The sequence below is a fragment of the Holdemania massiliensis genome (genome assembly GCF_022440805.1).
Lineage (GTDB): Bacteria > Bacillota_I > Bacilli_A > Erysipelotrichales > Erysipelotrichaceae > Holdemania > Holdemania massiliensis_A.
This window is the reverse complement of record NZ_JAKNTK010000001.1, coordinates 4129036-4152877: the sequence shown is the minus strand read 5'-3', so window position 1 is coordinate 4152877 and position 23842 is coordinate 4129036. Positions and strand designations below refer to the sequence as shown.

The 23842-nt window shown below is 43.8% G+C and carries 26 protein-coding genes and 1 riboswitch; of the genes, 23 read left to right on the top strand and 3 right to left on the bottom strand.

Annotated elements, in window-relative coordinates; translation table 11 throughout:
• Nucleotides 1–272 precede the first annotated feature (272 nt).
• From MCG46_RS19325 to MCG46_RS19250, 16 genes are all read left to right on the top strand, one after another.
• Nucleotides 273–1649 (top strand): IS200/IS605 family accessory protein TnpB-related protein, encoded by a 1377-nt coding sequence (locus MCG46_RS19325; protein WP_240281422.1) that lies wholly within the window; start codon nt 273–275, stop codon nt 1647–1649.
• Nucleotides 1650–2240: 591 nt separating this feature from the next.
• Nucleotides 2241–2375 (top strand): 50S ribosomal protein L34, encoded by a 135-nt coding sequence (gene rpmH, locus MCG46_RS19320; protein ID WP_072685186.1) that lies wholly within the window; start codon nt 2241–2243, stop codon nt 2373–2375.
• Nucleotides 2376–2412: 37 nt separating this feature from the next.
• Nucleotides 2413–2751, top strand: a complete 339-nt coding sequence (gene rnpA, locus MCG46_RS19315; RefSeq protein ID WP_020226213.1) for a ribonuclease P protein component — start codon at nt 2413–2415, stop codon at nt 2749–2751.
• A gap of 22 nt (nt 2752–2773) precedes the next feature.
• Nucleotides 2774–3646, top strand: coding sequence for a membrane protein insertase YidC (gene yidC / locus MCG46_RS19310; protein ID WP_020226214.1), 873 nt, complete (start codon nt 2774–2776; stop codon nt 3644–3646).
• 11 nt (nt 3647–3657) lie between these two features.
• Complete coding sequence (locus MCG46_RS19305) at nt 3658–4284, top strand: protein jag (RefSeq protein ID WP_240281421.1); 627 nt, start codon at nt 3658–3660, stop codon at nt 4282–4284.
• Between the two features lie 286 nt (nt 4285–4570).
• A riboswitch (NiCo riboswitch) is annotated at nt 4571–4667 on the top strand.
• 114 nt (nt 4668–4781) lie between these two features.
• Nucleotides 4782–5705, top strand: coding sequence for a cation diffusion facilitator family transporter (locus tag MCG46_RS19300; RefSeq protein ID WP_240281420.1), 924 nt, complete (start codon nt 4782–4784; stop codon nt 5703–5705).
• Between the two features lie 163 nt (nt 5706–5868).
• On the top strand, nt 5869–6249 hold the full coding sequence (locus MCG46_RS19295) for a BlaI/MecI/CopY family transcriptional regulator (RefSeq protein WP_240281419.1): 381 nt from the start codon (nt 5869–5871) through the stop codon (nt 6247–6249).
• On the top strand, nt 6242–8524 hold the full coding sequence (locus tag MCG46_RS19290) for a M56 family metallopeptidase (RefSeq protein WP_240281418.1): 2283 nt from the start codon (nt 6242–6244) through the stop codon (nt 8522–8524). The genes MCG46_RS19295 and MCG46_RS19290 overlap by 8 nt, the downstream gene beginning before the upstream one ends.
• Before the next feature lie 246 nt (nt 8525–8770).
• Nucleotides 8771–9991, top strand: a complete 1221-nt coding sequence (locus MCG46_RS19285; RefSeq protein ID WP_240281417.1) for a peptidoglycan bridge formation glycyltransferase FemA/FemB family protein — start codon at nt 8771–8773, stop codon at nt 9989–9991.
• A complete protein-coding gene (locus MCG46_RS19280) occupies nt 9949–11238 on the top strand; it encodes a lipid II:glycine glycyltransferase FemX (RefSeq protein WP_345893090.1) in 1290 nt (429 codons plus the stop codon). The genes MCG46_RS19285 and MCG46_RS19280 overlap by 43 nt, the downstream gene beginning before the upstream one ends.
• 573 nt (nt 11239–11811) lie before the next feature.
• Complete coding sequence (locus tag MCG46_RS19275) at nt 11812–11997, top strand: hypothetical protein (protein ID WP_240281415.1); 186 nt, start codon at nt 11812–11814, stop codon at nt 11995–11997.
• A gap of 154 nt (nt 11998–12151) precedes the next feature.
• Nucleotides 12152–12538: a GntR family transcriptional regulator gene (locus tag MCG46_RS19270; RefSeq protein ID WP_240281414.1), complete on the top strand. Its 387-nt coding sequence runs from the start codon at nt 12152–12154 to the stop codon at nt 12536–12538.
• On the top strand, nt 12519–13232 hold the full coding sequence (locus MCG46_RS19265; RefSeq protein ID WP_154240493.1) for an ABC transporter ATP-binding protein: 714 nt from the start codon (nt 12519–12521) through the stop codon (nt 13230–13232). Before MCG46_RS19270 ends, MCG46_RS19265 begins: the two co-directional genes overlap by 20 nt.
• Complete coding sequence (locus MCG46_RS19260) at nt 13226–14026, top strand: hypothetical protein (RefSeq protein WP_240281413.1); 801 nt, start codon at nt 13226–13228, stop codon at nt 14024–14026. The genes MCG46_RS19265 and MCG46_RS19260 overlap by 7 nt, the downstream gene beginning before the upstream one ends.
• Before the next feature lie 198 nt (nt 14027–14224).
• Nucleotides 14225–14419, top strand: coding sequence for a DUF378 domain-containing protein (locus MCG46_RS19255; protein WP_020226225.1), 195 nt, complete (start codon nt 14225–14227; stop codon nt 14417–14419).
• Between the two features lie 69 nt (nt 14420–14488).
• Nucleotides 14489–15286 (top strand): hypothetical protein, encoded by a 798-nt coding sequence (locus MCG46_RS19250; RefSeq protein WP_020226226.1) that lies wholly within the window; start codon nt 14489–14491, stop codon nt 15284–15286.
• 36 nt (nt 15287–15322) lie between these two features.
• Here MCG46_RS19250 and MCG46_RS19245 read toward each other — a convergent pair whose 3' ends face one another.
• Together MCG46_RS19245 and MCG46_RS19240 are read right to left on the bottom strand one after the other, a co-directional pair.
• Nucleotides 15323–16084, bottom strand: a complete 762-nt coding sequence (locus MCG46_RS19245; protein ID WP_240281412.1) for a hypothetical protein — start codon at nt 16082–16084, stop codon at nt 15323–15325.
• A 292-nt stretch (nt 16085–16376) separates the two neighbouring features.
• A complete protein-coding gene (locus MCG46_RS19240) occupies nt 16377–16667 on the bottom strand; it encodes a hypothetical protein (protein ID WP_240281411.1) in 291 nt (96 codons plus the stop codon).
• Between the two features lie 186 nt (nt 16668–16853).
• On the opposite strand from MCG46_RS19240, the gene MCG46_RS19235 reads away from it, so the two are divergent.
• The 4 genes from MCG46_RS19235 (at nt 16854) to MCG46_RS19220 (ending at nt 21960) form a co-directional block, all read left to right on the top strand.
• A complete protein-coding gene (locus tag MCG46_RS19235; protein WP_345893102.1) occupies nt 16854–17138 on the top strand; it encodes a helix-turn-helix domain-containing protein in 285 nt (94 codons plus the stop codon).
• A 241-nt stretch (nt 17139–17379) separates the two neighbouring features.
• Entirely contained in the window at nt 17380–17943 is a 564-nt protein-coding gene (gene pth, locus MCG46_RS19230) for an aminoacyl-tRNA hydrolase (protein ID WP_240281409.1), read from the top strand.
• Complete coding sequence (mfd, locus tag MCG46_RS19225; RefSeq protein WP_240281408.1) at nt 17940–21383, top strand: transcription-repair coupling factor; 3444 nt, start codon at nt 17940–17942, stop codon at nt 21381–21383. Before pth ends, mfd begins: the two co-directional genes overlap by 4 nt.
• Before the next feature lie 52 nt (nt 21384–21435).
• Entirely contained in the window at nt 21436–21960 is a 525-nt protein-coding gene (locus tag MCG46_RS19220; protein WP_020226233.1) for an AbrB/MazE/SpoVT family DNA-binding domain-containing protein, read from the top strand.
• Between the two features lie 201 nt (nt 21961–22161).
• Here the strand turns inward: MCG46_RS19220 and MCG46_RS19215 are convergent, their stop codons facing one another.
• Nucleotides 22162–22593, bottom strand: coding sequence for a cupin domain-containing protein (locus tag MCG46_RS19215; RefSeq protein WP_240281407.1), 432 nt, complete (start codon nt 22591–22593; stop codon nt 22162–22164).
• Between the two features lie 356 nt (nt 22594–22949).
• On the opposite strand from MCG46_RS19215, the gene MCG46_RS19210 reads away from it, so the two are divergent.
• The 3 genes from MCG46_RS19210 (at nt 22950) to MCG46_RS19200 (ending at nt 23816) form a co-directional block, all read left to right on the top strand.
• Entirely contained in the window at nt 22950–23276 is a 327-nt protein-coding gene (locus MCG46_RS19210) for a hypothetical protein (protein ID WP_240281406.1), read from the top strand.
• A 5-nt stretch (nt 23277–23281) separates the two neighbouring features.
• Nucleotides 23282–23482, top strand: a complete 201-nt coding sequence (locus tag MCG46_RS19205) for a helix-turn-helix transcriptional regulator (protein WP_240281405.1) — start codon at nt 23282–23284, stop codon at nt 23480–23482.
• Nucleotides 23483–23552: 70 nt separating this feature from the next.
• On the top strand, nt 23553–23816 hold the full coding sequence (locus MCG46_RS19200; protein ID WP_020226237.1) for an RNA-binding S4 domain-containing protein: 264 nt from the start codon (nt 23553–23555) through the stop codon (nt 23814–23816).
• The last annotated feature ends 26 nt before the right edge of the window (nt 23817–23842 follow it).

Here is a 23842-nt window from a genome sequence, read left to right as displayed (position 1 = left end):
CGCAATTGAATAGTTTAACTCGGATGAAATTTTGGACGCGAAGAAAATTAGCGGATAGGTTTTAAAGAACCGCGTTTGTAAACAAGGGAAAAGAGATCTGAATTCAATTAAACTGTTCGATCATTTCTTTTTCCCAAGAGCCATATAGAGAAGAATGAAAAGGATGAAACAAACTCAAACGCGTTGTATAGCTTTGAGGAATGTTGTATAATAACTCAGAAGAAGTAGTAATTCCATTTTCTGATTTTCAATGAAAGTGAGGTTCTCTTTCCATGAAGACAATCACCTGTTCTAATCGTATTTACTACTCGGAATTATCCTCGGAAGAAGCGAACGCTCTGCACCAGGATATCCAGCTTTATCATGCCATGATGCACACTGCCTATTATTTGTTATGTCTGAAATCACAGGGGATTCCCTTTTCCTTTGATGATAGTCTGGGAAAAGAAATGAAACGCCGCTTTCATACCAATGACTATTTTCCACTCTCTGCGATTCAAGAAGCACAACAACATTTAAGCAACGATTTTGCCAACCATGAAAATCAGAAGAAGGTGCTGAAGGCTCAATGTAAAGCAATTGAAAAGAAACTAAAAGAAGTCGAAATCAACATTCGGAAAATTGACCGACAATTAAAAGAATTATTCAGAAAAACAAAACAAGGGAAACAAACGGAAGCCGATTACTTGCTTGAAGTGCAGCAGCTGCGTCCTGAGCGAAAGCGATACAAGAATCGCCGCTCTCATCTGATTTATGGATTGAATCGGAGAAAGCAGAAGTTAGAAACACTTCAACGAAAAATGAAGTTTACCTGTTTTGGTGGAAAGAAGTTAGCTAGGGCAAGAACGACAGTGTATGCAGGGCAACATGAAACCTGGCTGAAAGCATATCAATCAGCCCGTAATCGAACGATGATGATACGGGGAAGAAGGCAAGGGAAATTCTCAAATAACTTATTCCAATATCATATCGAAGAGGGAGTTTTGATTTACCGCTGCAGCAGTGAGAAACGAGAGATCCCGCTCAAGATTGAGTTTCATCAATACAAAGAAGAATTGGAAAGAGCGGTAAGACTGCCGCACAATACACCTGGAAAAGCAGTGGCTTATGTGTTGGAAGATCATGGCGCTTATTTTATTATCAAAGCGATCGTGGAGATGGAAGAAAAAGCGAAGAGCGAAGACACAGAACAAGGGGTCATTGGCATAGACATCAATGTCAATCATATCGCGGTAAGTGAAACGGATGGCTGCGGAAACTGTGTTTTATTGAAAACGGTGAAAATGCCGCTGGATGGGAAAAATAGGAAACAAAGGAAACATCAGATTGATCAGACAGTCAAGGAAGTCGTCTTGGAATGTGTGCGGAGTCATAAGCCGTTAGTGATGGAAGACTTGGATTTCCAGAAGACAAAAAGCAAGATGCGGTATGGAAATCGAAGGCAAAATAAAATGTTATCCGACTTTGCGACAAGAAAGATCGAAGAAGCGATCGTGCGGCGATGCTGGAAAGAGGGATATGGAGTAAAGAAGGTGAATCCAGCGAATACAAGCAAGATCGGGAAAGAAAAATACAGCCCAAGAATGGGCTGCACAGTCCATATGGCGGCCGCGTATGTGATAGCGCGGCGAGGGATGGGAATGGAATAGAAGCAACCGAATTCTGTTTCTTAATCTGTACAAAGAAGGCAGGGACAAGAAGATCGCTGACTTTCGCGTCGGAATGAAATTAAGAAACAGAAAGAGAACGAAGACGCCTGTGGGGAAGAACCTTCGACACAGCCTTCATCTTGTGAAGCAAGAGAGAGGAGGAAGGAACAGACCTGCAGGAATACTCTCCTGGCAAGAAACAGAGAGGGGCTCTGAAGGTTTAGACTTTCAGAGTGATGCTTGCATCACTTTCTTGAGCTTAGAAATCTTTGTGTGGAAATGTTCTGAAGGAAGAAGCAGGGACAGTTCTATAAACTATAAACTCGTGTTAAGCTACATGAAAATGAAAAATATTTTTTCGCTGACAGCAAGTCTGTTTCAATATACAGTCTTCCCGTTCGGAGATTGAAATACGATAGAAAAAAACGTAAAAACTCAAAAAAGACTGAAAAGTTCTTTCATTTTTTCAAAAAAGCAGAAATCCAGCATCGAAGTCGAGGGAGTTTAGTTGACTTTTACAGAAAAACTATTGTATAATGTACCAGCAATTGCTCATTATTGTATAAAAAGAACTGGAGGTGGCTCTTTAATATGAAAAGAACTTATCAACCGAGCAAAAGAAAACACCAAAAAGTCCACGGTTTCAGAGCCCGCATGAAAACGGTCGGAGGACGTAAAGTTTTAGCCCGCCGTCGTGCTAAAGGCAGAAAGATCTTGTCGGCATAAAATAGTCACCCACAGGTGGCTTTTTTAATAAATCAAGATGAAGAAAAAATATCGGGTTAAAAAAGCGGATGAATTTCAAACGATTATTGAGCATCGGAAATTTGTCAGCTGTCCTTCGCTGGTGCTGTATGTCAAAGCCCGGAAAGAGGACCAAAGCCGGATTGGCATCTCCGTCGGCAAAAAGTTGGGCAATGCCGTGGTCAGAAACAAAACCAAGCGTCAAGTGCGTATGATGTTCCAGGAAATTTATGATTTTAATGAAAATTTTGACGGAATCCTGATTGTCAGGAAAAAGTTTCTGGAACAAAGTTATTCAGACAACAAAAAAGACTTGGAAAGCCTTATTAAAAAAGTTAAAATAAAGAAGTACGCATGATTATTCAGTTAAGGAGAGTTCAATGAAAAATCGTAAAAAACAGCTGCTTCTGCTGCTGGTCTTCGTCGCGCTGCTATTTCTTGCCAGCGGATGTACGGCTCCGGTAGATCCAGAAACAAAAGAAGTTATTCAAATCACATCAGATACGACGTTTAAGTACATGATGGCTAACGAAAACTGGTTCAGTGCTTTCTTCGTTTTCCCATTATCCAAGTTAATCAACTTCCTGACGCCGTATGTCGGAGTGGCTCTGTCCATTTCCGTTGTTACTCTGTTAGTTCATATCATCACTTTGATCTTCACAATCAAATCGACAGTGATGACGCAGAAGATGCAGGTTATCCAGCCGGAAATGAATCGAATTCAGAAAAAGTATGAAGGCAAGACGGATGAACGTTCGCAGATGGCTCAGGCTCAGGAACTGCAGCGTTTATACAAAGACAACGGAATCAATCCATTTGGAGCCATTATTTCTTCCTTCATTCAGCTGCCGATCATCATGGCGATCTATTTGTCCGTCCAGCGGGCAGAAACCGTCGTCAATGGTACGATGTGGGGCTTGAGTCTGAAAGAAACACCACTGCATGGAATTATGTCGGGACAGTGGCTGTATCTGGTGATCTTCGTCTTCATGGCCCTTTGCCAGATTGGTTCCATGATGCTGCCGCAGTTCTTGGCGACGCAGAAAGCGAAAAAAGAAGCAGCAGCGCACCATAGAAAATATGAGAAGACCAAACAGCCAGGCGGCAACATGATGATCTACATGATGGTGTTCATCCTTGTCATCTCGATCAACTGGCCGGCAGCCATGACGATTTACTGGGCTGTTTCATCTCTGGTTATGATCTTCAAGACTTTGTTCGTTCAGTTAATCTATATCGATAAAAAATCGTAAGAAGGGACTTTATGAAGAAATACACAGGAAAAACATTAAATGACGTACTGAATGCCGCAGCGAAAGAAAAGGGTGTGTCCGTTGAGGAACTGACTTATTTCGTTACCGAAGAAAAACAAGGATTCCTGGGAATCGGAGCTTCAGTTACTGCTGAGGTTTATGCTTCCTGTGATATTAAAGAGTTTCTCTTCAATTATATCGGTGAGTTCTTTACCGGCTTGAATCAGGATGTCGAGATCGAAATCTTTGATGAAGACGGCGGTTACCGCATCATGTTAAATGCGGAGAACAACGCTGTGATCATCGGTAAGAATGGTCAGACGCTTCAGGCTTTAAATACTGTTGTCCGCGGCGCTGTCAATTCAGCTTTCCGCAAGCGCTTCTCAATTATGATTGATATCAATCATTACAAAGAAGAACGGTATGAAAAAGTGAAGTCTATCGCCGGACGGATCGCAAAAACGGTGCAGCGGACAAAAGTCGATGCCTCGTTGGATCCTATGCCGAATGATGAACGCAAGGTAATCCATCAGTATTTGGCGGATTGGCCGTACATTAAAACAGAGAGCGAAGGTGAAGGCAGCCGGCGTCATCTGAAAATTATGTACGATCGTACTAAAACGCCGAATAAGAAATAAAGCTTATTTCCTAAAACGGGAAAAATGGTTTGCAGCAATTAAAATTCATATGATGAAGAATCGGTATGGCGAAGGTCATACCGTTTTTTTTTGGTTCTTTCAAAATCGTGTTGGCGAGAGGAAAAACGGCTTTATCTGATCGGAAGGCAATCAGAATTTTCTAATGGGAAAAAGTGAGAAAAAGGATGAAAAAGCGCCTCACAAATTTCTTGACAATGGCATAAATATAAAGTAGTATGAAATAACTCTTTGCACTGCATTACATTCGATTCGGAATGCGAGATCAACAGTACAAACTGAGCAGGCGATGAACCGTTGAGGTCATGGGGCCGGGCCATCAAGAGTGGCAGCAGAGCGTAACCTTGCGCATCTGTGGGACAGTTGTATGTTCCACGGGTGCGTTTTTTATATCTGTTTGTGGAATATTCTATCTCCGATGACGTGCTGATAAGAGAACTCATTACTGCCGCATTTGCGGAATTTAGGAGGATTCTTTTATGACAACCAACCAAAAAGCTCAGCCGACAAATTCAAAACAGCGCAGGCTGGATGAAAATCAGATTATCAGAAACCTATCTCTAGTTAGTATCGTTGGAAATACGGTGTTATCCGGAATTAAATTTATTGCCGGATTCTTCGGTCATTCCAGCGCGATGATTTCCGACGCGATCCACTCCTTTTCGGATGTGCTGACCACTGTTATTGCTTATTTTGGCGTTAAGCTTTCAAAGAAGGAAGCTGATAAATCACATCCCTATGGTCATGAACGTTTTGAATGTGTCGCTTCTTTGATTCTGGGAATTTTATTATTGATGACCGGTCTTGGTGTCGGGGCTGCGGGACTGAAGAATATTGCTGCAGGACATTATGATACCTTGGCTGTTCCAGGTGGAATTGCCCTTCTGGCTGCGATAATCTCCATCATAGGCAAAGAAGCCATGTTCTGGTATACGCGGTATTATGCTAAACAAATCAATTCCAACGCGTTTATGGCGGATGCCTGGCATCATCGGTCTGACGCCTTTTCTTCGGTTGGATCGCTGATCGGAATTGCGGGTGCGATGTTGGGTTATCCTGTGCTGGACAGTGCAGCCAGCGTGATAATCTGTCTGTTCATCTTGAAGGTTTCTTATGATATTCTGAAAGATGCGCTTACAAAGATGCTTGATACTTCCTGTGATGAAGTGTATGAGTCAGAATTACGCGAATTTATTGAAAGTCAGCCGGATGTCCTCGGTGTCGATGTCCTTCATACACGGATGTTTGGAAATAAGGTTTACATTGATCTGGAAATTAAAGTGGATGGGGATATGCCTCTGCGTGAAAGTCATGCGATCGCGGAACAGGTTCATGACCAGGTTGAAGCCATGTTTACAGACATCAAACATATTATGATTCATGTAAATCCAACAACCCATTAAAAGTTTAGACTCTGCAGAAAAGATCTTGTTTCCGCAGAGTTTTTTTTGTAGTGTTGATTGTTTTCAACGTTCTCCTTTCTTAACAAAAAGGAAGCCTGAATTAATATTGACAATTGTCAAGAGTAAAGATATGATTAAATTGACAAATGTAGAGGTGATAAGAATGAATAAAGAAAAAAAACTTCCGGATACGGAATTGGAAGTCATGACTGCCATCTGGCATTGTGAGATTCCTGTAAAAACCGCCGAAATTGCTCGTCACATCGACCGTGACTGGACGATGTCCACAATTCAGGCCTTATTAGCCCGTCTGGAAGAAAAGGGATATGTTAAGGTGATGAAAGAGGGGCGGTTAAAGACCTATGTCCCGCTGATCAGTGAGGAGGAATATCGTGATCAGGAAACCGTTCGGTTTTTTGAACGTTTTCATCGAAAATCCGTACGCAGTTTATTCATGACCCTGGTAAAGAATGAAAGTCTGACAGAAGCAGATCTGCAGGAACTGGAAGCCATGATCCAAAAGGAAGAAAATCGGCATGACTGAGTTATTAAGTCAGGTGATTGAAGTTTCATTTTCGATGTCTTTTCTCATCCTGATTCTGTTTCTGTTTTCAAAAGTAATGCATCAGCGATATCAAGCTTCAGTAACGGTTCTGGCGTGGCTTGCGATTGCACTGCGACTGATTCTGCCTTGGAATATTTCACTGCCTGTACCGGCCATTACGATCCCTGTACCCCAGGCGGTTGTCCAGCCCCACACCTTTATTTCAACGATTGTTGAAAACTCTGAACAGCCTTCTGAATCAAAAGCACCCGCTCCCTTGTCAAACCCAAGACCTGTTGATGAACAGCCTTCATCAAATCGGGAACCTGTTGTTGATTCTTCCGGATTGACAATTTCACTGATTCAGATCCTGGCCGGGATTTGGTTCGCGGGCATTTTTATCTTTGTCTTCCGTTTAATTTCAGATTATCATCGCGTAAAAAAACTTCTGTTTGTTCACGGACAGGTTATATTGCCGCAAAGTCCGCAAGGTCAGCTTTTGAAAAGTCTGTGCCGAAAATTAAGCATCCGAAGAGTACCAGCCTTAATTACAAGCCGCTCCGCGCCTACACCGATGGCCATTGGCTTGATTAAACCTTCTATCGTTATTGCTCCTGAACTGATCAATCATGAGAATCTGGATCTGATCTTAACCCATGAGCTGATTCATCTCAAACAAAAGGATTTATGGAAGAAAGTCATATTGAGTATGGCACAGGCAATTCATTGGTTTAATCCTTTCGTCTGGCTGATGAACTATCAGGCTGAGAATGATATGGAAATGGCTTGTGATCAACGATTGTTAAAAGGTCAGCCAAAAGAAGTCCGGGCAGTCTATGGCCGGATGCTTGTCGATGTGATTCGGCAGACACGCTTGCCGATGACCACTTTTTCAACCCGTTTTTCATCGGGAAAGCCGCTGAAAAAACGCATTCAGGCTCTATTCGATTCCTCACGGAAGAAAAAGGGCAGCATAATCTTAGTCTTGATTTTACTCAGTACGGGTATGGGTTCCATGCTGGTTGCCTGTCAGACTCAGGCCCAGACTCCAGAGCCAGAAGAACAATTACTTCAGATCCGCAGAAATGAAGAAGCAGCGGAAATGATGTTTGAGAGTGAAGATCCTTCAATTCTTGACATTATGCACAGACTAGTGAGTCTTCAACGTCCTGAGGATAACAGAAATCCTGATTATTTTGATTTGAAAATTCATTTTAACGGACAAGATTATTTAGCTTGGACAAATCCCCGTTGGATTTACTTACGAAATCAGGAAGAAGAAATTGGGTATGTGGACGACCCTTACGTACTTTATGACTTCTATGCTTTAATTGACTATGAACAACCTCAAATCCAACGAGGCGAGATATCTTTCAATTTAATGCAGGATTCCCCTGCTAAAATTACAATAACGGATATTCATCCCAGCCTGCAGCCAGAAAATGAAGTGAACTGGGGATGGATCCAGCCCAATCAATATGATTATTTTAATGTTTTCTCTGATCTGCAAGGTGAATATGTAGAAATGGGAACAAGTACATGGATTCATCAAAATCCGGATCTTGATCAAAATCGTTTGATAACGATCACTGTTCACCCAGATAATGGAGAGTTAGATTATCCTTTCGCAGAACCAATGACAGTCTCTTTTATTCAAGGAGATTTGGCCTTTCTCAACGGCTGGCTGGTTCAGCTGGACACGGATTATACAGAACAAATCCATGACCTTTTAATCCATTTGAGTCAGACCGGCTCTCATTTCAATAGTCTTGAAGAGGAAGCGGAGCGGAAGAAAGATCAGCTGCGGCAGAAGTTCCCTTATGTGACAGTCATTGAACCCAGGGTCACTGATGGAATTTCCGTTTATGATATCCCGCAGATGAATTTGCGAATTTCGATGGATCAGGAAGTTCCACCGGATGTCTTTATGATTTTTGATCAGATCAGTAAGAATAGCGTGGGCTTTTGTTACTATGAATGGCCGATTGATGATTGGCTCAGCTATGATTATAGTCATGGCTCTTATGACGGCTATTATCAATTCTCAATTTTCAGGGAATCTCCTGTGGATGGCGGTTACTTTGGCGACGGAGCCTTATTAGCCACTGAAATTCAACGCTTCAGCGATAATGAAATCTTATGTCTTACAGATGATTTGACTCTGGATATAACATCAGACAAAGTAGAATATATGCAGTCTGTAGGATTCTGGCCGGCTGAGGATGATCTGTCTATGCCGCTGCTGAAGCATTTAACATTTGAGAAACTTCATTGATAAGGAATGATAAAATCATTAGAAACGATAGAATCAAAAAAGAATGGGCAACTGTTCTTTTTTGAAAACCTGAAAACAGGATTTTATATAAAAGTCATTACAAAAAGCGGAGGATAAGCAAAATTGGATTTGACAAACAAACACTACAACTGTAGACTTATATTAGAACTACATATGTAGACTCTAAGCTTATCCGATCATTTTGACAAACTGATCGAAGTTCAGGGAAAGAAAGAGAGAATGATTATGATTGCAGATGAATTTGTTTTTGATGAACATCCCAAACCGCAGGAGATCGAAATCTTTCTGGAAGGACATCCGCAAAACAATCTGCTTCAGCATACTTGCTGGAGTCAGGTAAAAGAAAACTGGGCAATGAAGCAGGTTGTCGTCCGACGCGGCGGCACAATCCGGGCCTATGCCATGATTTTAATTCGGCCGCTGCCGTTGGGATTGAAGTTATTCTATATCCCGCATGGACCGATCGTGAATTATCAGGATGAAGCTTTGATTCGGTTTTTCTTTACCAAACTCAAAAAACTGGCTCGCCGCAGCCATGCGGTTACAATTCGCTTTGATCCAAATCTGATTGATCGAACTTATCCGTATGCCAAACGTAATGAAGAGCGTGGGGATCATCAGCAGGGAAAAGTAATTCAGCTGCTGAGTACATTGAAGTGCAAACATAAGGGTTATACTTTATACTTAAAGGAAGCGACACAGCCGCGCTTTCAGGCCGTAATGCTGCAGGAAAATATGAGTTGGGAGGCATTGAATGCCAAGACGCGCCGAAGTATTCGGCATGCGGAGAAATGTGGAGTTATGATTCATGAAGGCGAAGATCAGCTGAATCATTTTGCGGAAGTCATGAAGCTGACAGAACACCGTAAAAAAATTCATTTGCGCAGTGCGGAATACTTCAAACGATTGATGTCTTTATATGGAGAAAGAGCCGTTCTGATGACCGCAAGTCTGAATTTGAAACAACGGCATAGGGAAATCACTGAACTGTTAAGAGAACTTCAGGAAAAATCCCATGAATTAAATAAGAACGAAAAGGAGCAAATTGTTAATTTAAATCGCGAACAGGAGTTCCTGGAAGAAAAAATGCAGGAAGGCGCTTCAGAAGTGACGCTGTGTGGTCTTCTGGCTTTGATTCAGGATGATCAGATGGAAGTGCTGTATGCTGGAACACACAGTGAATATCTGACCTACCGCGCCCCATATTTAACGCATTGGAAACTGTTTGAAAAAGCTCAAAAGATGGGAATTCGCCGTTGTAATTTGGGTGGAGTTGAAGGCACTTTGGATGATGGACTCAGTGTTTTCAAAGGTAATTTCCCGGTTCAGATTGAAGAGATGATCGGAGAATTTGAAATTGCGGTCATGCCGGTTCTATCCCTTCTGACCAATCAGGGGATTACATGGTTGAAAGCTGTGCGGCGATGGAAGGTGAAAAAATGTTAAAGCTGATAGAACAGGAAAAGCCTGAACCTTTTGATCACTTTGCTTCAGCAGGAAAAATTCCGCATTATTCAAAAACCCATTTTTACGGAGATCTCTGTATGAAACAGGGAATTGAAGTCCAGCGAGTATCCGCACGGGATGAACAGGATCGAATTGTCGCCACGGCTTTGATCCAATGGGAAAAAATTTGTGGTATTGAATATGGTTATATTTGTTATGGTTTTAATTTAGATTATACAAATTCTGAAACGTTGTGTTTTTTTGCTAAAGAATTAACTCGCATCGCCAGACAGCGGGGTGCTGCTTATCTGCGCATGGAATTGAATGTTCCGCGGTTAGAGCATGAAAAAGATGGTCGGGTGAAGATCGGCGGATTCAATAATGAAAATGTTGCGGCATGGATGGAAACCTGTGGCTATAAACATCTTGGATATACCTATGGCTACAGCGGCAACCGCATGTCGCGGTTCACTTACTGTCTGAATCTGGATCAGCCGTTGGAAAAAATCCGCAAACAAATAAAGCATTATGCATCTTATCAGAAGAAGAATGTTCAGCGTGCGGTTAAAGTACAATTAAGCGATGAACAGGATCTTTCAATTCTTGTAGAAGCGGAGCGTGAATTAGCACATAAGCTGCATTTTTTGCCGAAAAAAGCGAAGGATTTCCGTCAGCTGATGGAGTGCTTTCCCAATCAGGCAAGACTGTACGTGGTCAGCGCTGATGTGGATCAGGCATTAACGAATCTGAAAAAGCTGCGCAGCGAGCTTATTAAGCAGCGTGAAATGTTGGTGAATCTGCAGCGCCTGGAAGAAAATCAGAAACAAATAACAGCTCTGGATCAGGAAATATTGGAATTAATCCATGATTATCAAGGGCAGGGAGAAATAAAACTGGGAGCGAAACTGATTATTCAGCAAGGTGAGCATGTGTATAACGTGAATATGTATACAAAAAAGATTCTGCCAAACTTCCGCGCGGCCTTCGCTCTACACAGTGCAGTTATTGAAGATTGTTGGCAAAGAGGGGCGAAAACTTATGATTTTGAGGGCGTATCGGGAGCTCTGAATCCGGATGATCCCTATTATGGCATCCATGATTTTAAAAAGAGTTTCGGCGGTGATTTTATTGAATTTCTGGGAGAGTTTGACTGGATTGGTGATCCAAAACAATACCAGAAAGCACTTCAGCTGCAGCGTTGGCGCAGAAAGCTGCGGCGAGGAGCAGCTCGTTTGCTTTATCGCTGATTTATCTTGATCAAGGTGAAAAGATAAAATCTTGGAAGTTCTAAGTGTTTTGAAGAGAATTATTCTCCATAATCCCAGTTAATCCAATACGAGATAATTTAAGTGCTTAGCCATTTTCTTCATTCAAGTTTATATCCGTCAGCTTGCAAGCATCTAAAGGTCTATCAATTGATAAAGTGTGAAACGTTAAGAATTTCACACTTTTTGTCTGACCTTTGATAAAAAAATCAAGCTCCGGATTAACTTAGAATAAAAGTAAGCTGAGTATAAAATGAAACCTATCTGTTTTTTCTTACACAGTCAGATGTGATCAAGGTTCTTTATAGCAAATCATTACCAGTGATATTTTCAACTGTTTTCTTGAGCGTAATTTTATCTTTCTTTAGAGATTTGAATAAACGTTATATGGTTTGTATGGATGTCATAGAATAGAAAAAAATGGAAGAAAAAGTAGTCTTTTTATGACGACTGATTTATAATGAAAATAACCAGAAAAACCCACAAATTTTAAAGTTTTTTTCTCAAAATTAGGGCGAAAGCAAATAGTCTACTTTTTATGACGGAGGGAAATATGTGATGAAAAAAGAGCGAAGACAGGAATTGGAAACACTATTCATTCAAGATCCTGATGAAGATTGGCGGGAACAGTTAAATCCAGAGGAAGCAGCACTGATTGCTCGATGGGATGCCCAGTTTGAAGAAGGAAAAAGAAGATTAAGTCAAGTTCCCGAAGAAAACCAGGATAACCAGAATCAATAGAAAGAAATCAGCCGGTTGGCAGCAAACGGATTAAAACGAAAACAAGGCGTGGAAGCTTTGTTTTTTTAATTTTCAAGATTTTAGAAAAAGAGGATTGACAGAAATCCATCCTAGTGTTAATGTATTAGTGTACTAATACAGAGAGGAGAAACCTATGGCAATCGATTTTGATTCTAACCTTCCGATTTATATTCAGGTTATGGACTATATCAAAAAAGAGATCGTATCCGGACGGTTAAAACCTGGAGATCGGGTCGATTCCGTTCGAGATTTAGCCCTGCATTTCGGTGTTAATCCGAATACAGTTCAGCGTTCGTTATCGGAGCTGGAACGAGAAGGTTTATTGAAAAGTGAACGGACGGCAGGTCGTTTCATCAGTGAAAATGAGGAACTGATCGGCTTGGTTCGCGAGCAGATGGCGACTTCATGCATCAGCCGCTATGTGAAAGAAATGGAAAATCTGGGGTTTGAGGGGGAAGAAATTCTTGCTCAGACAGCTTATTATGTAAAGGAGAGGGACAATGACAACGGAGAGCACTAAACCTTTAATTCAGATTCGGGGTTTGACGAAATCATACAGTCAAACAACGGCGCTGAAAAATGTCGATCTGGATATGGTTCCAGGTCAGATCATCGGTCTTTTAGGACCGAATGGCAGCGGCAAGACGACCTTGATTAAAATTATGAACGGCTTGCTTCGTGATTACAGCGGGGAAATCTTGATTGACGGACATAAACCGGACGCGTATACCAAAAGTATTATTTCTTACCTTCCGGATGACAACTATTTCAGCGATTGGATGAAAGCCAACGACGCGCTTAAGATTTTTGAAGATTTGTATGCGGATTTCGATATCGCCAAAGCTCTGCTGCTGATGAAGCGGCTTGACCTGAATCCGAATATGCGGATTAAGTCCATGTCCAAAGGCATGAAGGAAAAATTTCAGTTATGTCTGGTCATGAGCCGGAAAGCAAGAATTTATATTCTCGACGAACCGATCGGCGGTGTCGATCCTGCAGCTCGGGAATTGATTCTGGACATCATTCTGAACAACTATGCGGAAGATGCCATCGTCCTGATCTCGACCCATTTGATCAGCGATATTGAAAAAATCTTTGATGACGTTATCTTCTTAAAATATGGCGAGCTGGCAATGCATAAGAATGCGGAACAGCTGCGCGCGGAAACAGGAAAATCGGTGGATGAGGTTTTCCGGGAGGTCTTCAAATGTTAAAGCTTTTAAAATATGAACTGATTCATGAATGGCGCAGTTATGGGATTATCTATCTTATTTTCATCGCTGCCTGCGTCCTGTCACCGATTTTGTTTAAAGATCAACTTTTAGTAAGTCAGGCGAGCATGGGTGTTGAATCGAATATGAGCGTTTTCGGGATTATTGCCATCTTGGCGGTTACGATTATGACGATGGCGATTGTCATCAGTACGGCGATCAATATCGCGCTGAATTACCGCAATTCGATGTTTAAACGTCCGGGTTATCTGACCCTGACGCTGCCAGTTACAACCCATCAGCTGATCCTGAGCAAGGTTCTGGCCGATATCCTGTGGATCATCATAGCCGGTTTTGTCTTGATGCTGGGCTATACCTTGATGGTTTTGGTAGCTGGGATTCTGGTAGGCATGGATCTGCCAAGCTGGTCAGAATGGATGCGTTTATTCGCTACGATTCATATTGATCTTTCCGACTTGGTTACCCTCTTTCTCTCATTAGCTTTAGTTTTATCGGGGATGGCCGAAATGATTCTGTATGTTTATATGGTCATCACACTGCCGCAGACAAGATTTACACCGCGGCATAAAACAGCGATTTCAGTGACCTTGTTCTTTGTGATCTCAATTGCCATGGGCTTAATTCGCGACAGCTTCTCAAGTCCGATGCGCCAGCTGATGCGAGGTTTTTCAGGGAATGGTGTCATTGCGCTGGAGATCGTGTTTACGTTATTAACATGTGCCCTGTTCTACGGCGTGATCTACTTTGTTCTTGAAAAAAAGTTAGAAGTGGAATAAATCAACATGGATTCTCACCTTTCAAAGGTGGGAATCTTTTTTTCTTATTGGATTGAGAATACAAGTGCTGGATGATGATTGGATGGCCGGATACGGAGAAGGCTGAAAAACGAAATCGGAAAATAGTTTTTCCTGGTTTCATTCCTAGTTATAAAAATAATCAGACTGGACATACTAACGAGCAGGAGGATCGATGATATGAAAATAATCAACGGAATCGCTTTGCTTCTGGTTGTCATCGGCGCTGTTAACTGGGGTTTGGTCGGCGCGTTTGAATTTAACCTGGTATCGTTCCTGTTTGGTGCAGGCACCTTGTTCAGCCGGATTATTTACTGTCTGGTGGGGATCAGCGGATTGATCGCGCTGACCTTCTTCGGCAAGCTTGGCGAATAAACGAATACGAGCAATGCTTTTTTTCCTGAGCTAAATCAGGTATAATGTCACCGAAGAGGTGACTTTTTTATGAGTCTGTTAATTACGATTGTCTGCTTTGCGATCTCAGCGGGCATGTTGATTTCCCTGCTGACGTTGCTGAAGCGTTCTAAAAAAATGAAAAAACTGATTGCCTGTGTGGATCAAATCAGTGATGAATCGCTGTTTTTCCCTGCCATTGATCAGTTTATCGATTCGATTCAGGATCCGGAATTTGCAGCCAAAGGTGAAATTCTGAAATTGTGGGGACTGATTAAATATCAGCATGATCTGCCTGAAATTGAAGCTTGTCTTGAACGGATTGATCTGAGTAAAATCATTATCGATCCCAAGAATCGGCGCCGCAATAAGATTGGTCTGAATGAAGACAGTTTTTATTACCTGTGTTTTGCCTGCAGCTTTAAGGCGTACAGTCAGAACAATGAGGAATTGCTGAATCGGCTGCATGAGAAAGTGCTGGAAAAAGAAGATTACTTCCAGGATCAGCTGTTTTATCAATTGTATACGGCGAGTTGGGCCTGGTATACAAAACAAGGAGACTGCGGTGAAGCGGTGTTCATGGATTTGGCGCAGGGTCTGATCAAAAAGATGAAGTGTTCACGGCAGATGCTGGATATTTATCGCAATATCGCGGCGGCCTTCTTAGCTGGAATCGCGCAGGCACGCAAGGATGAAGAGCTGGCTCAGCGTGTGGAAAAACCGGTGAGCAATTGGGCGTCAACAGAAATGGGCGCTAATATTCTAAGAGATCTGGGAATCCATGAAATCAGCCAGTCACAGGTCTGGTCCAAAGCGGAGGATGAACCAGAAACAAAGGATGAAGCTTAAAACCAAGATTGAAAAAAGACTGGAAGCAGGTGGAAATCACCATTGTGTTCCAGTCTTTTCTATGCCGCGGATCAATGTTTCCAGATAGGCGGGAATGAAAGCATCCAAGCTGTTTAAGAGTGTGTTGGAAACAGAGATCTCATGGTCTACACGAAAATCAAAATTAGCGGATTGAATCTTTAAGTTCGCAAAACCTTTCAATTCTTTGTTCAACAAATTGTCGGTATACCAATTTTTTAAATTACTCCATTTTTCAATGTAGGTTCTAACTTGACTATGCAGCTTTTGCGCTGAGATGGATAGGTCTTTTAATTGATCTAAATCATAAGCGATTTCTACGCTGGCCGTATAATGATAAGATCCCGTTAACCGGTTGGACAGTTGAATTTGTGACTCGACAGCCCGTGTATCATAACTTTTAGATAAGGTCTGTTCATACGCAGTCAGGCTTTCTTTGAATTCGTAACATAAATAAAGCAAGAATGTTTTCTGGATAAACTCTCTGTCCTTCAGCTTGATCATTTCTTCAACAAAACTTTTAACAATAACCTTCTGCTGATCAACACTTATCGGACAGATCTTTTCGTTGAGAATATCCAATTCACTTTTAAGCGCTGCATAATCCAAATTGACTTTTTTCTGCCAGGAAATAATTTTGTTTTTAGGAATCACAATCAAACTGTTTTTATGTTCAGCTAACAACAAGGACTGTTCCAGTTCTTCTTTTCTTTGAAGCTGGTTTAAATAAGTGAATAAGCTGAAAATATTATTTTTTGTTTCTTCCGAAATCTTCACCATAAGCTCGGCGTTCCTCCTTTTCTTCTTATTAAAGTCATCTTCTAAAAGATAAGTTTTCTCTTACTACTTATATTTTAATTGATTTTCAGTACTTTTGATATGAAGATCAGTCTGATATTGAATCGTCAGAAGGGAAAGCCATCGAATGCATTGAGTTGGACAGATAAGGTCAAAAAATCAGAATGATCTTCTTTGAAAAAGCGGAAGGGAAAAAAATACCGGCCTTTGTCTTTTTCCAGAATTGCTTCTTTTCAACAGACAAAGGCAGGTATAATGGTACGGTTGATTAGTCTTACTCCTGCTTTAAGGGAATGCAGACGGTCCAGGTATTTGTGGCATCGGTAAAGCCCTGCGTGCCATTGCTGGTATCGAAGAAAGCATGCGCCGGCTTTCCATTTTCAAACAAGAGGAACGGTCTTTCCAGCGAACCCATCAGTTTCGTTTTTCCATCATCCCAATGAAGCCTTCGGGTATAGGCTAATTCATCAGGAATTGCTTCCCAATGGATCCCATCGGGAGAAATTGCATGCATACCACCCTGTTTTTGGCCGCATACATCGCCGCGCATATCCTTGGCAATCATGGGGTACAAGTCCTGCTCTTTCCAGATAAACGGATCTTCAATACGGATTAGATCCCGATTGAAGACAGGGGTATCACGCAGCCGGATATAAGGCCCGGATTGGCAGCAGAGTGAGAGTCGGAATTCAGTTCCGGATGATTATCGAAAAATCAACATCGAGAATGCTTTTTCTTTGACAGTGAGAATCTGACACTGTCTGCGCTGGCCGATCGTCTGCAGCTGAGCGTGCGTCAGACAGAACGAATTCTCAAAGATGAATTCCAAGCAACATTTACTGAATTAAAACAAAAAGCAACGATCAACCGGGCTGTGACGCTGTTGAGAACAACACGCAAAACGATTACGGAAATTGCTGAAGAAACAAATTTCTGTTCCGCTTCTTATTTTTGCAAGATGCTGAAGCAACAAACCGGAAAAACCGCGACCCAGATCCGGCGTGAACAAACGCTTGAGAATGCAGAAAAAAAGTGAAAGCCAACAGTCCTGAGTGTTTTTCTACATGTCAGAAAAGGAAAAAGAAAGTCGGAAAAATCCGACTCCCAGATAAGACAAGCGGGAAGAATTCTGTTATAATGATCAGGCATGAAAAGGCCGGGATTGAAGGAAATCCGGTCATTTTGCGTCTTGCAGCCCCAGAAGAAACCGAAGCAGGTTTTCTTCGCTGGTTTACAAAAAGGCTGCAGGTCATCCATAAAGACAGGAGGAAGACTTTATGAAATTAATTGTCGGATTAGGCAATCCCGGTAGAGAATATGAACATACCCGTCACAACGCGGGCTTTGATGTGCTGGATCGGCTGGCGGATCTGTTAAACACAGGAATCAGTCAATCCAAATTCAACGCTCTGATCACAACTGTACGCTGCGGACAGGAAACAATTCTGTTAATGAAACCGCAGACCTATATGAACAATTCCGGGGAAGCGGTCATTCAGGCTGTCCAGTTTTATAAAATCCCGGTTGATCAAATTCTCGTCATTCATGATGACCTGGATCTGCCTGTCGGCAAGATCCGCATCCGGACTTCCGGCAGTGCGGGCGGTCAGAAGGGCATGAAAAATATCATCGATCATCTGCATACCCAAGAAATTGCCCGGATTCGGGTAGGAATTGATAAAAATCCGCTGATTCCGATTGTCGATTATGTGCTGGGCAAAGTTCCGGCGGAGCAGCGGGAGGACTATCAGGCGGCAATCAACCACGCGGCGGAAGCGGCCAAGGCAAGCATGACGATGCCGATCAGCGAAGTCATGAACCGCTTCAACCGCAGTCGATGAACTTCCTGTTAGGGCGGCTGGCCCACAACCCAGCCGTTGCAGCCTGCACGCGGCAGGAAGCCTTTCTTTCCGCTTCTTCCTTAACCGAGGAAGCGCTGATTCTGGCAGCCAGCTATGCGCAGAATCCAAGGCCGATGCTGATCATAAAAAATAATCTCTATACCGCTCAGCGTCTGGCGGAAAAGCTGAAATCCCTGCTTTCCCCACAGGTCTGCGCGCTTTTCAGCGTGGAGGAATCACTGCGGGTAGAGGCCATTGCCGCGTCTCCGGAAGCTACGGCGGAAAAGGTAGAAACTCTGAATCGTTTGTTGAACGAGGATCAGCTGATCTGTGTGACTCATGCTTCAGCCCTGGTTCGCTATCTGCCCTCTCCTGCCCAGTTTAAGCTGTGCACGATCCTGTTAAAAACCGGCATGGAAGTCTCGATGAATGAGCTGAAGCGCACCCTGATCGCGGCGGGCTACCAACAGACCGCACGGGTGGATCAGCCGCTGTGCTTTGCCAGCCGCGGCGGAATTATCGACATCTATTCGATCAACAGCGACGCTCCGGTACGAATTGAGTTTTTTGATACGGAAATCGACAGTATCCGTACCTTTGATATTGCGACGCAGCGCACAGTACAGGTGCTGAGCGAAGCGGAAATTGTTCCGGCTTCCGATCTGCTTTTGGACGATGATCAGATCGCTTTGATCGATCAGCGCGTACACCATCATCTGGAATCGCTGAAAAGCCGTTATACCCACGGCGAATATGAACAGATCGAGGGGATTGTGGATCTGGATATGGAAACCATGCGGGCGCACTTAAGGGAAAGCCGGCTGTATCCGTATTTAAGCTATCTCGATGACAATTGCTCCTTAATCGACTATTGCCCGCAGGCCCAGGTCTTTCTGTCCCATCCGGATCAGATCAAAACCCATCTGCATCAGCTGACAGAAGAAACCACGGCCTACATTCAGGAAATGGCGCAGGAGTTGAAAATGCTGCCGCGTTTCAGCGTTCAGCATGAGCTCAATACCGTGCTGGCTGGCCGGAAAGTTACGGAAATCGATACTTTCGATTCGCTGCGCAAAGTTCCGCATGCGATGATCCGGGAAGTCGCCCTGCCGAATGAAACGCTGCCGATGAAGCTGGAAATTGCTTTGAAAGAAGGCCGCGGCCGGCAGATGTATTTTTTCCTGCAGGACCATGAGCTGAAAGAAATTGTTCCGATCCTCAAGGGAAAGGAAATTCCGTTTCTGATCAATGACACCCAGCCGCATGAGGAAGGCCTGGTGCTGATCCCGCAAGCGCTGGATGAAGGCTTTGAAGCATTAAAAGAAAATCTGATCGTCTATACCTCGCACGAACTATTTAAGAAAAAAACAAAGCTGGGACGATATGCTTCCAAGTTTAAGGAAGCCGAGGCGCTGAACAGTTATCAAGATCTGCAGCCCGGCGATTTCATCGTGCATTCCCAACATGGCGTCGGCCAGTATCTGGGGATTGTGACGCGGGAGTTCAACGGCGTGCATAAGGATTTCCTGCGCGTTGTCTACAAGGGCAATGACGAATTGTTGGTGCCGCTGGAACAATTCCGCCTGGTCCGCAAATTCGTTTCCCGTGAAGGCGTGGTGCCGAAGCTGAATAAGCTGGGCAGTCACGATTGGGAAAAGACCAAGCAGCGTTTGAAAGAGAATGTTAACGAGATTGCTGACCGCCTGGTGAAGCTGTATTCCCAGCGCGAAGAGAACATCGGTTATGCCTACGGTCCGGACTCGGTGCTGCAGCAGGAATTCGAAGATGACTTTGAATATGAACTGACTCCCGATCAGGCCTTGGCGGTACAGGAAGTCAAAAAGGATATGATGCAGCCGAAACCGATGGATCGGCTGTTGTGCGGCGATGTGGGGTTCGGCAAGACTGAAGTTGCATTAAGAGCAGCGTTCAAGGCGATTACCGAAGGCAAGCAAGTCGCTTTCCTGTGCCCGACTACGATCCTCTCCCTGCAGCATACCGCTACGGCGATGAAGCGCTTCGAGAACTTCCCGATCCGTGTGGAAGTGCTGAACCGCTTCGTCGTGGAATCCAAACAAAAGGAAATCCTGCGCGAGCTGAAGGAAGGCAAGGTTGACATGATCATCGGCACCCATCGTATCTTGTCCAAAGACGTGCAGTTTCATGATCTCGGCCTGCTGGTCATCGACGAAGAACAACGCTTCGGAGTTGAACACAAAGAAAAAATCAAGGAAATGAAGGAATCTGTGGATGTCCTTTCACTCTCCGCCACGCCGATTCCACGCACGCTGCAGATGTCCTTGATCGGCATTCGTTCTTTATCTCAGCTGGAAACGCCGCCGAGCAATCGTATGCCGGTGCAGACGTACGTGATTGAGAAAAACCGCGCGCTGGTCAAGGAAGTGATCGAACGGGAGCTGGCCCGTCAGGGACAGGTTTTCTATCTTTTCAATAACATTCAGGAGATTTATAATGTTGCCCGCCAGATCAAACAGGATGTTCCAGAAGCAGAAATTGCCGTGGCGCATGGGAAGATGAGCCGTGATGAAATTGAAGAAGTCATGATGCAGTTTACTGACAACGAAGTGAATGTGCTGATCTGTACGACGATTATTGAAACGGGCATTGATATTCCCAACGCCAATACGATCCTGATTGAAAATGCGGATACCTTCGGTTTGGCGCAGCTGTATCAGATCAAAGGCCGGGTCGGCCGCAGCGATCGAGTTGCGTATGCTTACCTGATGGTCCGTCCGCGCAAGCAGGTCAATGAGATTGCCCAGAAGCGCCTGCAGGCGATCAAAGAATTTACTGAACTCGGCAGCGGCTATAAGATTGCGATGCGCGATTTAACGATCCGCGGCGCAGGGGATCTGTTAGGCCCCAGCCAGTCTGGGTTTATTGATACCGTCGGCATCGATATGTATATCGAGATGCTGCAGGAAGCGATCGCTGAGAAAAAGGGCGAAGTCAAACCCGAAGTCAAAGAACCTGTCCGCTCTCAGGTTCAGGTTGACGGCTATATTCCAAAGCAGTTTGCTCCGTTGGATTTTGAGAAAATATCACTGTATCAAAGGATTGACGCCGCCCAGGATGAAGATCAGTTAATCGCACTCAAAGAGGAGACTCAGGATTATTTTGGAAAAATGCCGAAATCCGTTGGTCTGTTGTTCGAGAAAAAACGATTGGACATTCTGTTGAACGAACCGCGGGTGGATTCCTTCCGGGATGTGAAAAATCAGATGGAAATCGTTTTCTCCAAAGCCTTTTCCGATCATATCGACGGTGTAAAATTATTTGAAACGTTCACAACGATATCCAAGGATATCCAGCTGCGTTATGTTCAGGGACGAATTATTGTTCGTCTTCCGAAAAAAGGCAATGAATTAGCCTTAGCCATCGAAGTCTTGGATCAAAGTAAGAAACTGGAAGTTTCATAGAATAATCCGGAGCCGGTTGTCCCATACTATTTGTACGTAAAGGAGAGTCGGCATGAAAGCAACAGGTATAGTTAGAAGACTGGATGACTTAGGGCGTTTAGTCATCCCGAAGGAAATCCGTAAAATATATAAGCTCAAGGAAGGCGATTCAATCGAATTTTTCGTCAATGAGGATTCTGAGATCGTATTGAAAAAGTTTTCCGTTCTGAGCGATGAAACGGAAGCGATCACACGGATGTGTCAAACGCTGCAGGAAGTAACGGAACATCCGGTCTTATTCGTAGAGGATGATCAGATTTTATGCGTTGGACAGACGAAGCTGGATGATTGGCGCAGCCAGTCACTGTCCGTGGAGTTTCAGGAATGTGTCAAAGCGTACCATGTTCGTCCGTTTGATCAGGTACGGTTGTTTGCGGCTAAGCCGGATACGATGAAAGGCACGATCTTTCCGGTTGCGGTATATGGAGATTGGCTGGGAGCCTTCGTCGTACTGGAAGAGGATTCCCCACTGCAGCCGCAGCATCTGGATATTGCGCAGGCCTTCAGCCGGCTGCTGATCCGCAATCACGAACACTGACGGGTCCATCCCAGTCAGACAGAAGAGCTATTTTTGAAATGGGTATTGAAGAACAAGAGAAAACAGATGAGCCGCGTTCAGGATCGAGCGCAGAACATCTGTTTTTGCTTTAGGAAATAGGAATACAGGAAAGATCATGCTCGATCAGAATGAATGCCAATCATCGTCAGAGAATCGTAAACGTGGAAACCAAGAATGAATTTAACGGGTTAAAAATGTCTTTCCATCAAAGGTTTCGGTACGAAGAAGCTCATCCAGCGCGCTGACGGCTTCCCAATCCGTATCAGGACAGCCATATTTAACCGTATGCACAACCGAGTCCGCTGCCAAGTAAACGTTGTGGGGAAGGCCTGGCGGAAGCATAAAACAGTCATCGGGATCCAAGCGCTGAAACGTCAGCTTCTCCTGCTGCCATAAGGCGATGACAATCCAGCCTTGTTCCACAATGTAGAATTCGCGCTTTTGATGGTGAATGTGACTGGACTGCCAGCCGCTCTGATGGGCACTGAGCGTGAGAATGTAGCTGCTGCCGGTATCCCGCGTCAGGCGAAAACGTTGTTCACCATTATCCATTTGATGATGGATGGGCTGGATCCCATAAGTGAGAGCTTCTTCATCTGTAAGTTTTCGCATTGTTATAACCTCTTTTCACCAGTATAAACCGAAAATCTATTCATGAACAGCCGCATTCTGTAAAACAAGGATTGCTGTTTAACTCAAAGGAAAGGTGAATCTTAATTTTAAGCTTGTTTAACAGAATAAGCGGCAGAGAGCGAGAATGAGCACCGATAAAAAGGAAGAAAGAATACGATTCTGCTTCAAGGTTAGATAAAAAGGTAGAAGAAAGACTTTGCCATGGAACTGTTAAGATAAGGAATGGATGAGCAATAATGTTAAATAGTCTTGACATTTCGATCCATGGAGTTATAATTGAAATGTAAAAAAAGTTTAACATTTAGCTGAAAAAGCGTCTTTTTAAGGAGGTCAGGATGATGAAGAAAATGGATGAAATGGAACGAAACATTCAGCTGCGCTCTGAGTCTTTGGGCTACAAAGCCGTTCTGCTTGCCTTGTGTGCCTGGACGTTATGGAACAGCGGTCAAGCTTGGTTTAATTCAGGGACTTATCAGCCCTGGCCGTCAATTCTGCTGGGACTTGCGGTATGCGTTCAGGGATTTTCACAGGTTGCGCTCAAGCGTCGGATGATTGCGGGCGATGAGGAGTACCATGAACCGAATAGGCTGCTTGGAATGAGTATTACCGCTTTTGTTATCTTCGTGCTGATCCTCGCTTCGGGTGCAGCCTGGCTGCGGTAGATTCGATGCAGAATCGGATTAAACAGCTGCGAAAGCAGGCTGGGCTGCGCCAGGAAGATTTAGCGCAGGAAATGGGCGTGACACGGCAGACCATCATTGCGATTGAAAACAACAAATACAATCCGACGCTGGAACTGGCCATGAAATTGGCGCGCAGACTGGGCCTGCATGTGGATGAAATTTTCTTTCTGGATGAGGAAGAATGAGAAATGAGCGAAGTGTCCCAGGCTTGAAAGACAGTTGAACTGTGGTATGATAGAAACCAGAGGTGATGAAATGCGATTGGACAAGTATTTAAAGGTGGCCCGGATTTTAAAGCGCCGCACAGTATCAAAAGATCTGGCAGATCACCAGCGCGTGCTGATCAACGGAAAGACCGCTAAGCCGGCCAGTGAAGTCAATGTGGGCGATTTGATCACCGTGATTTTCGGCCAGCGGCAGCTGACGGTAAGGGTGACCGAAACCGCGCAGTATACCCGGAAAGAAGATGCGGCTTCAATGTACGAAGTTGTTGAGGAAAAACGCGTCGAACTGGAATAAACGAAACCTTCTGTTCATACGGTGGT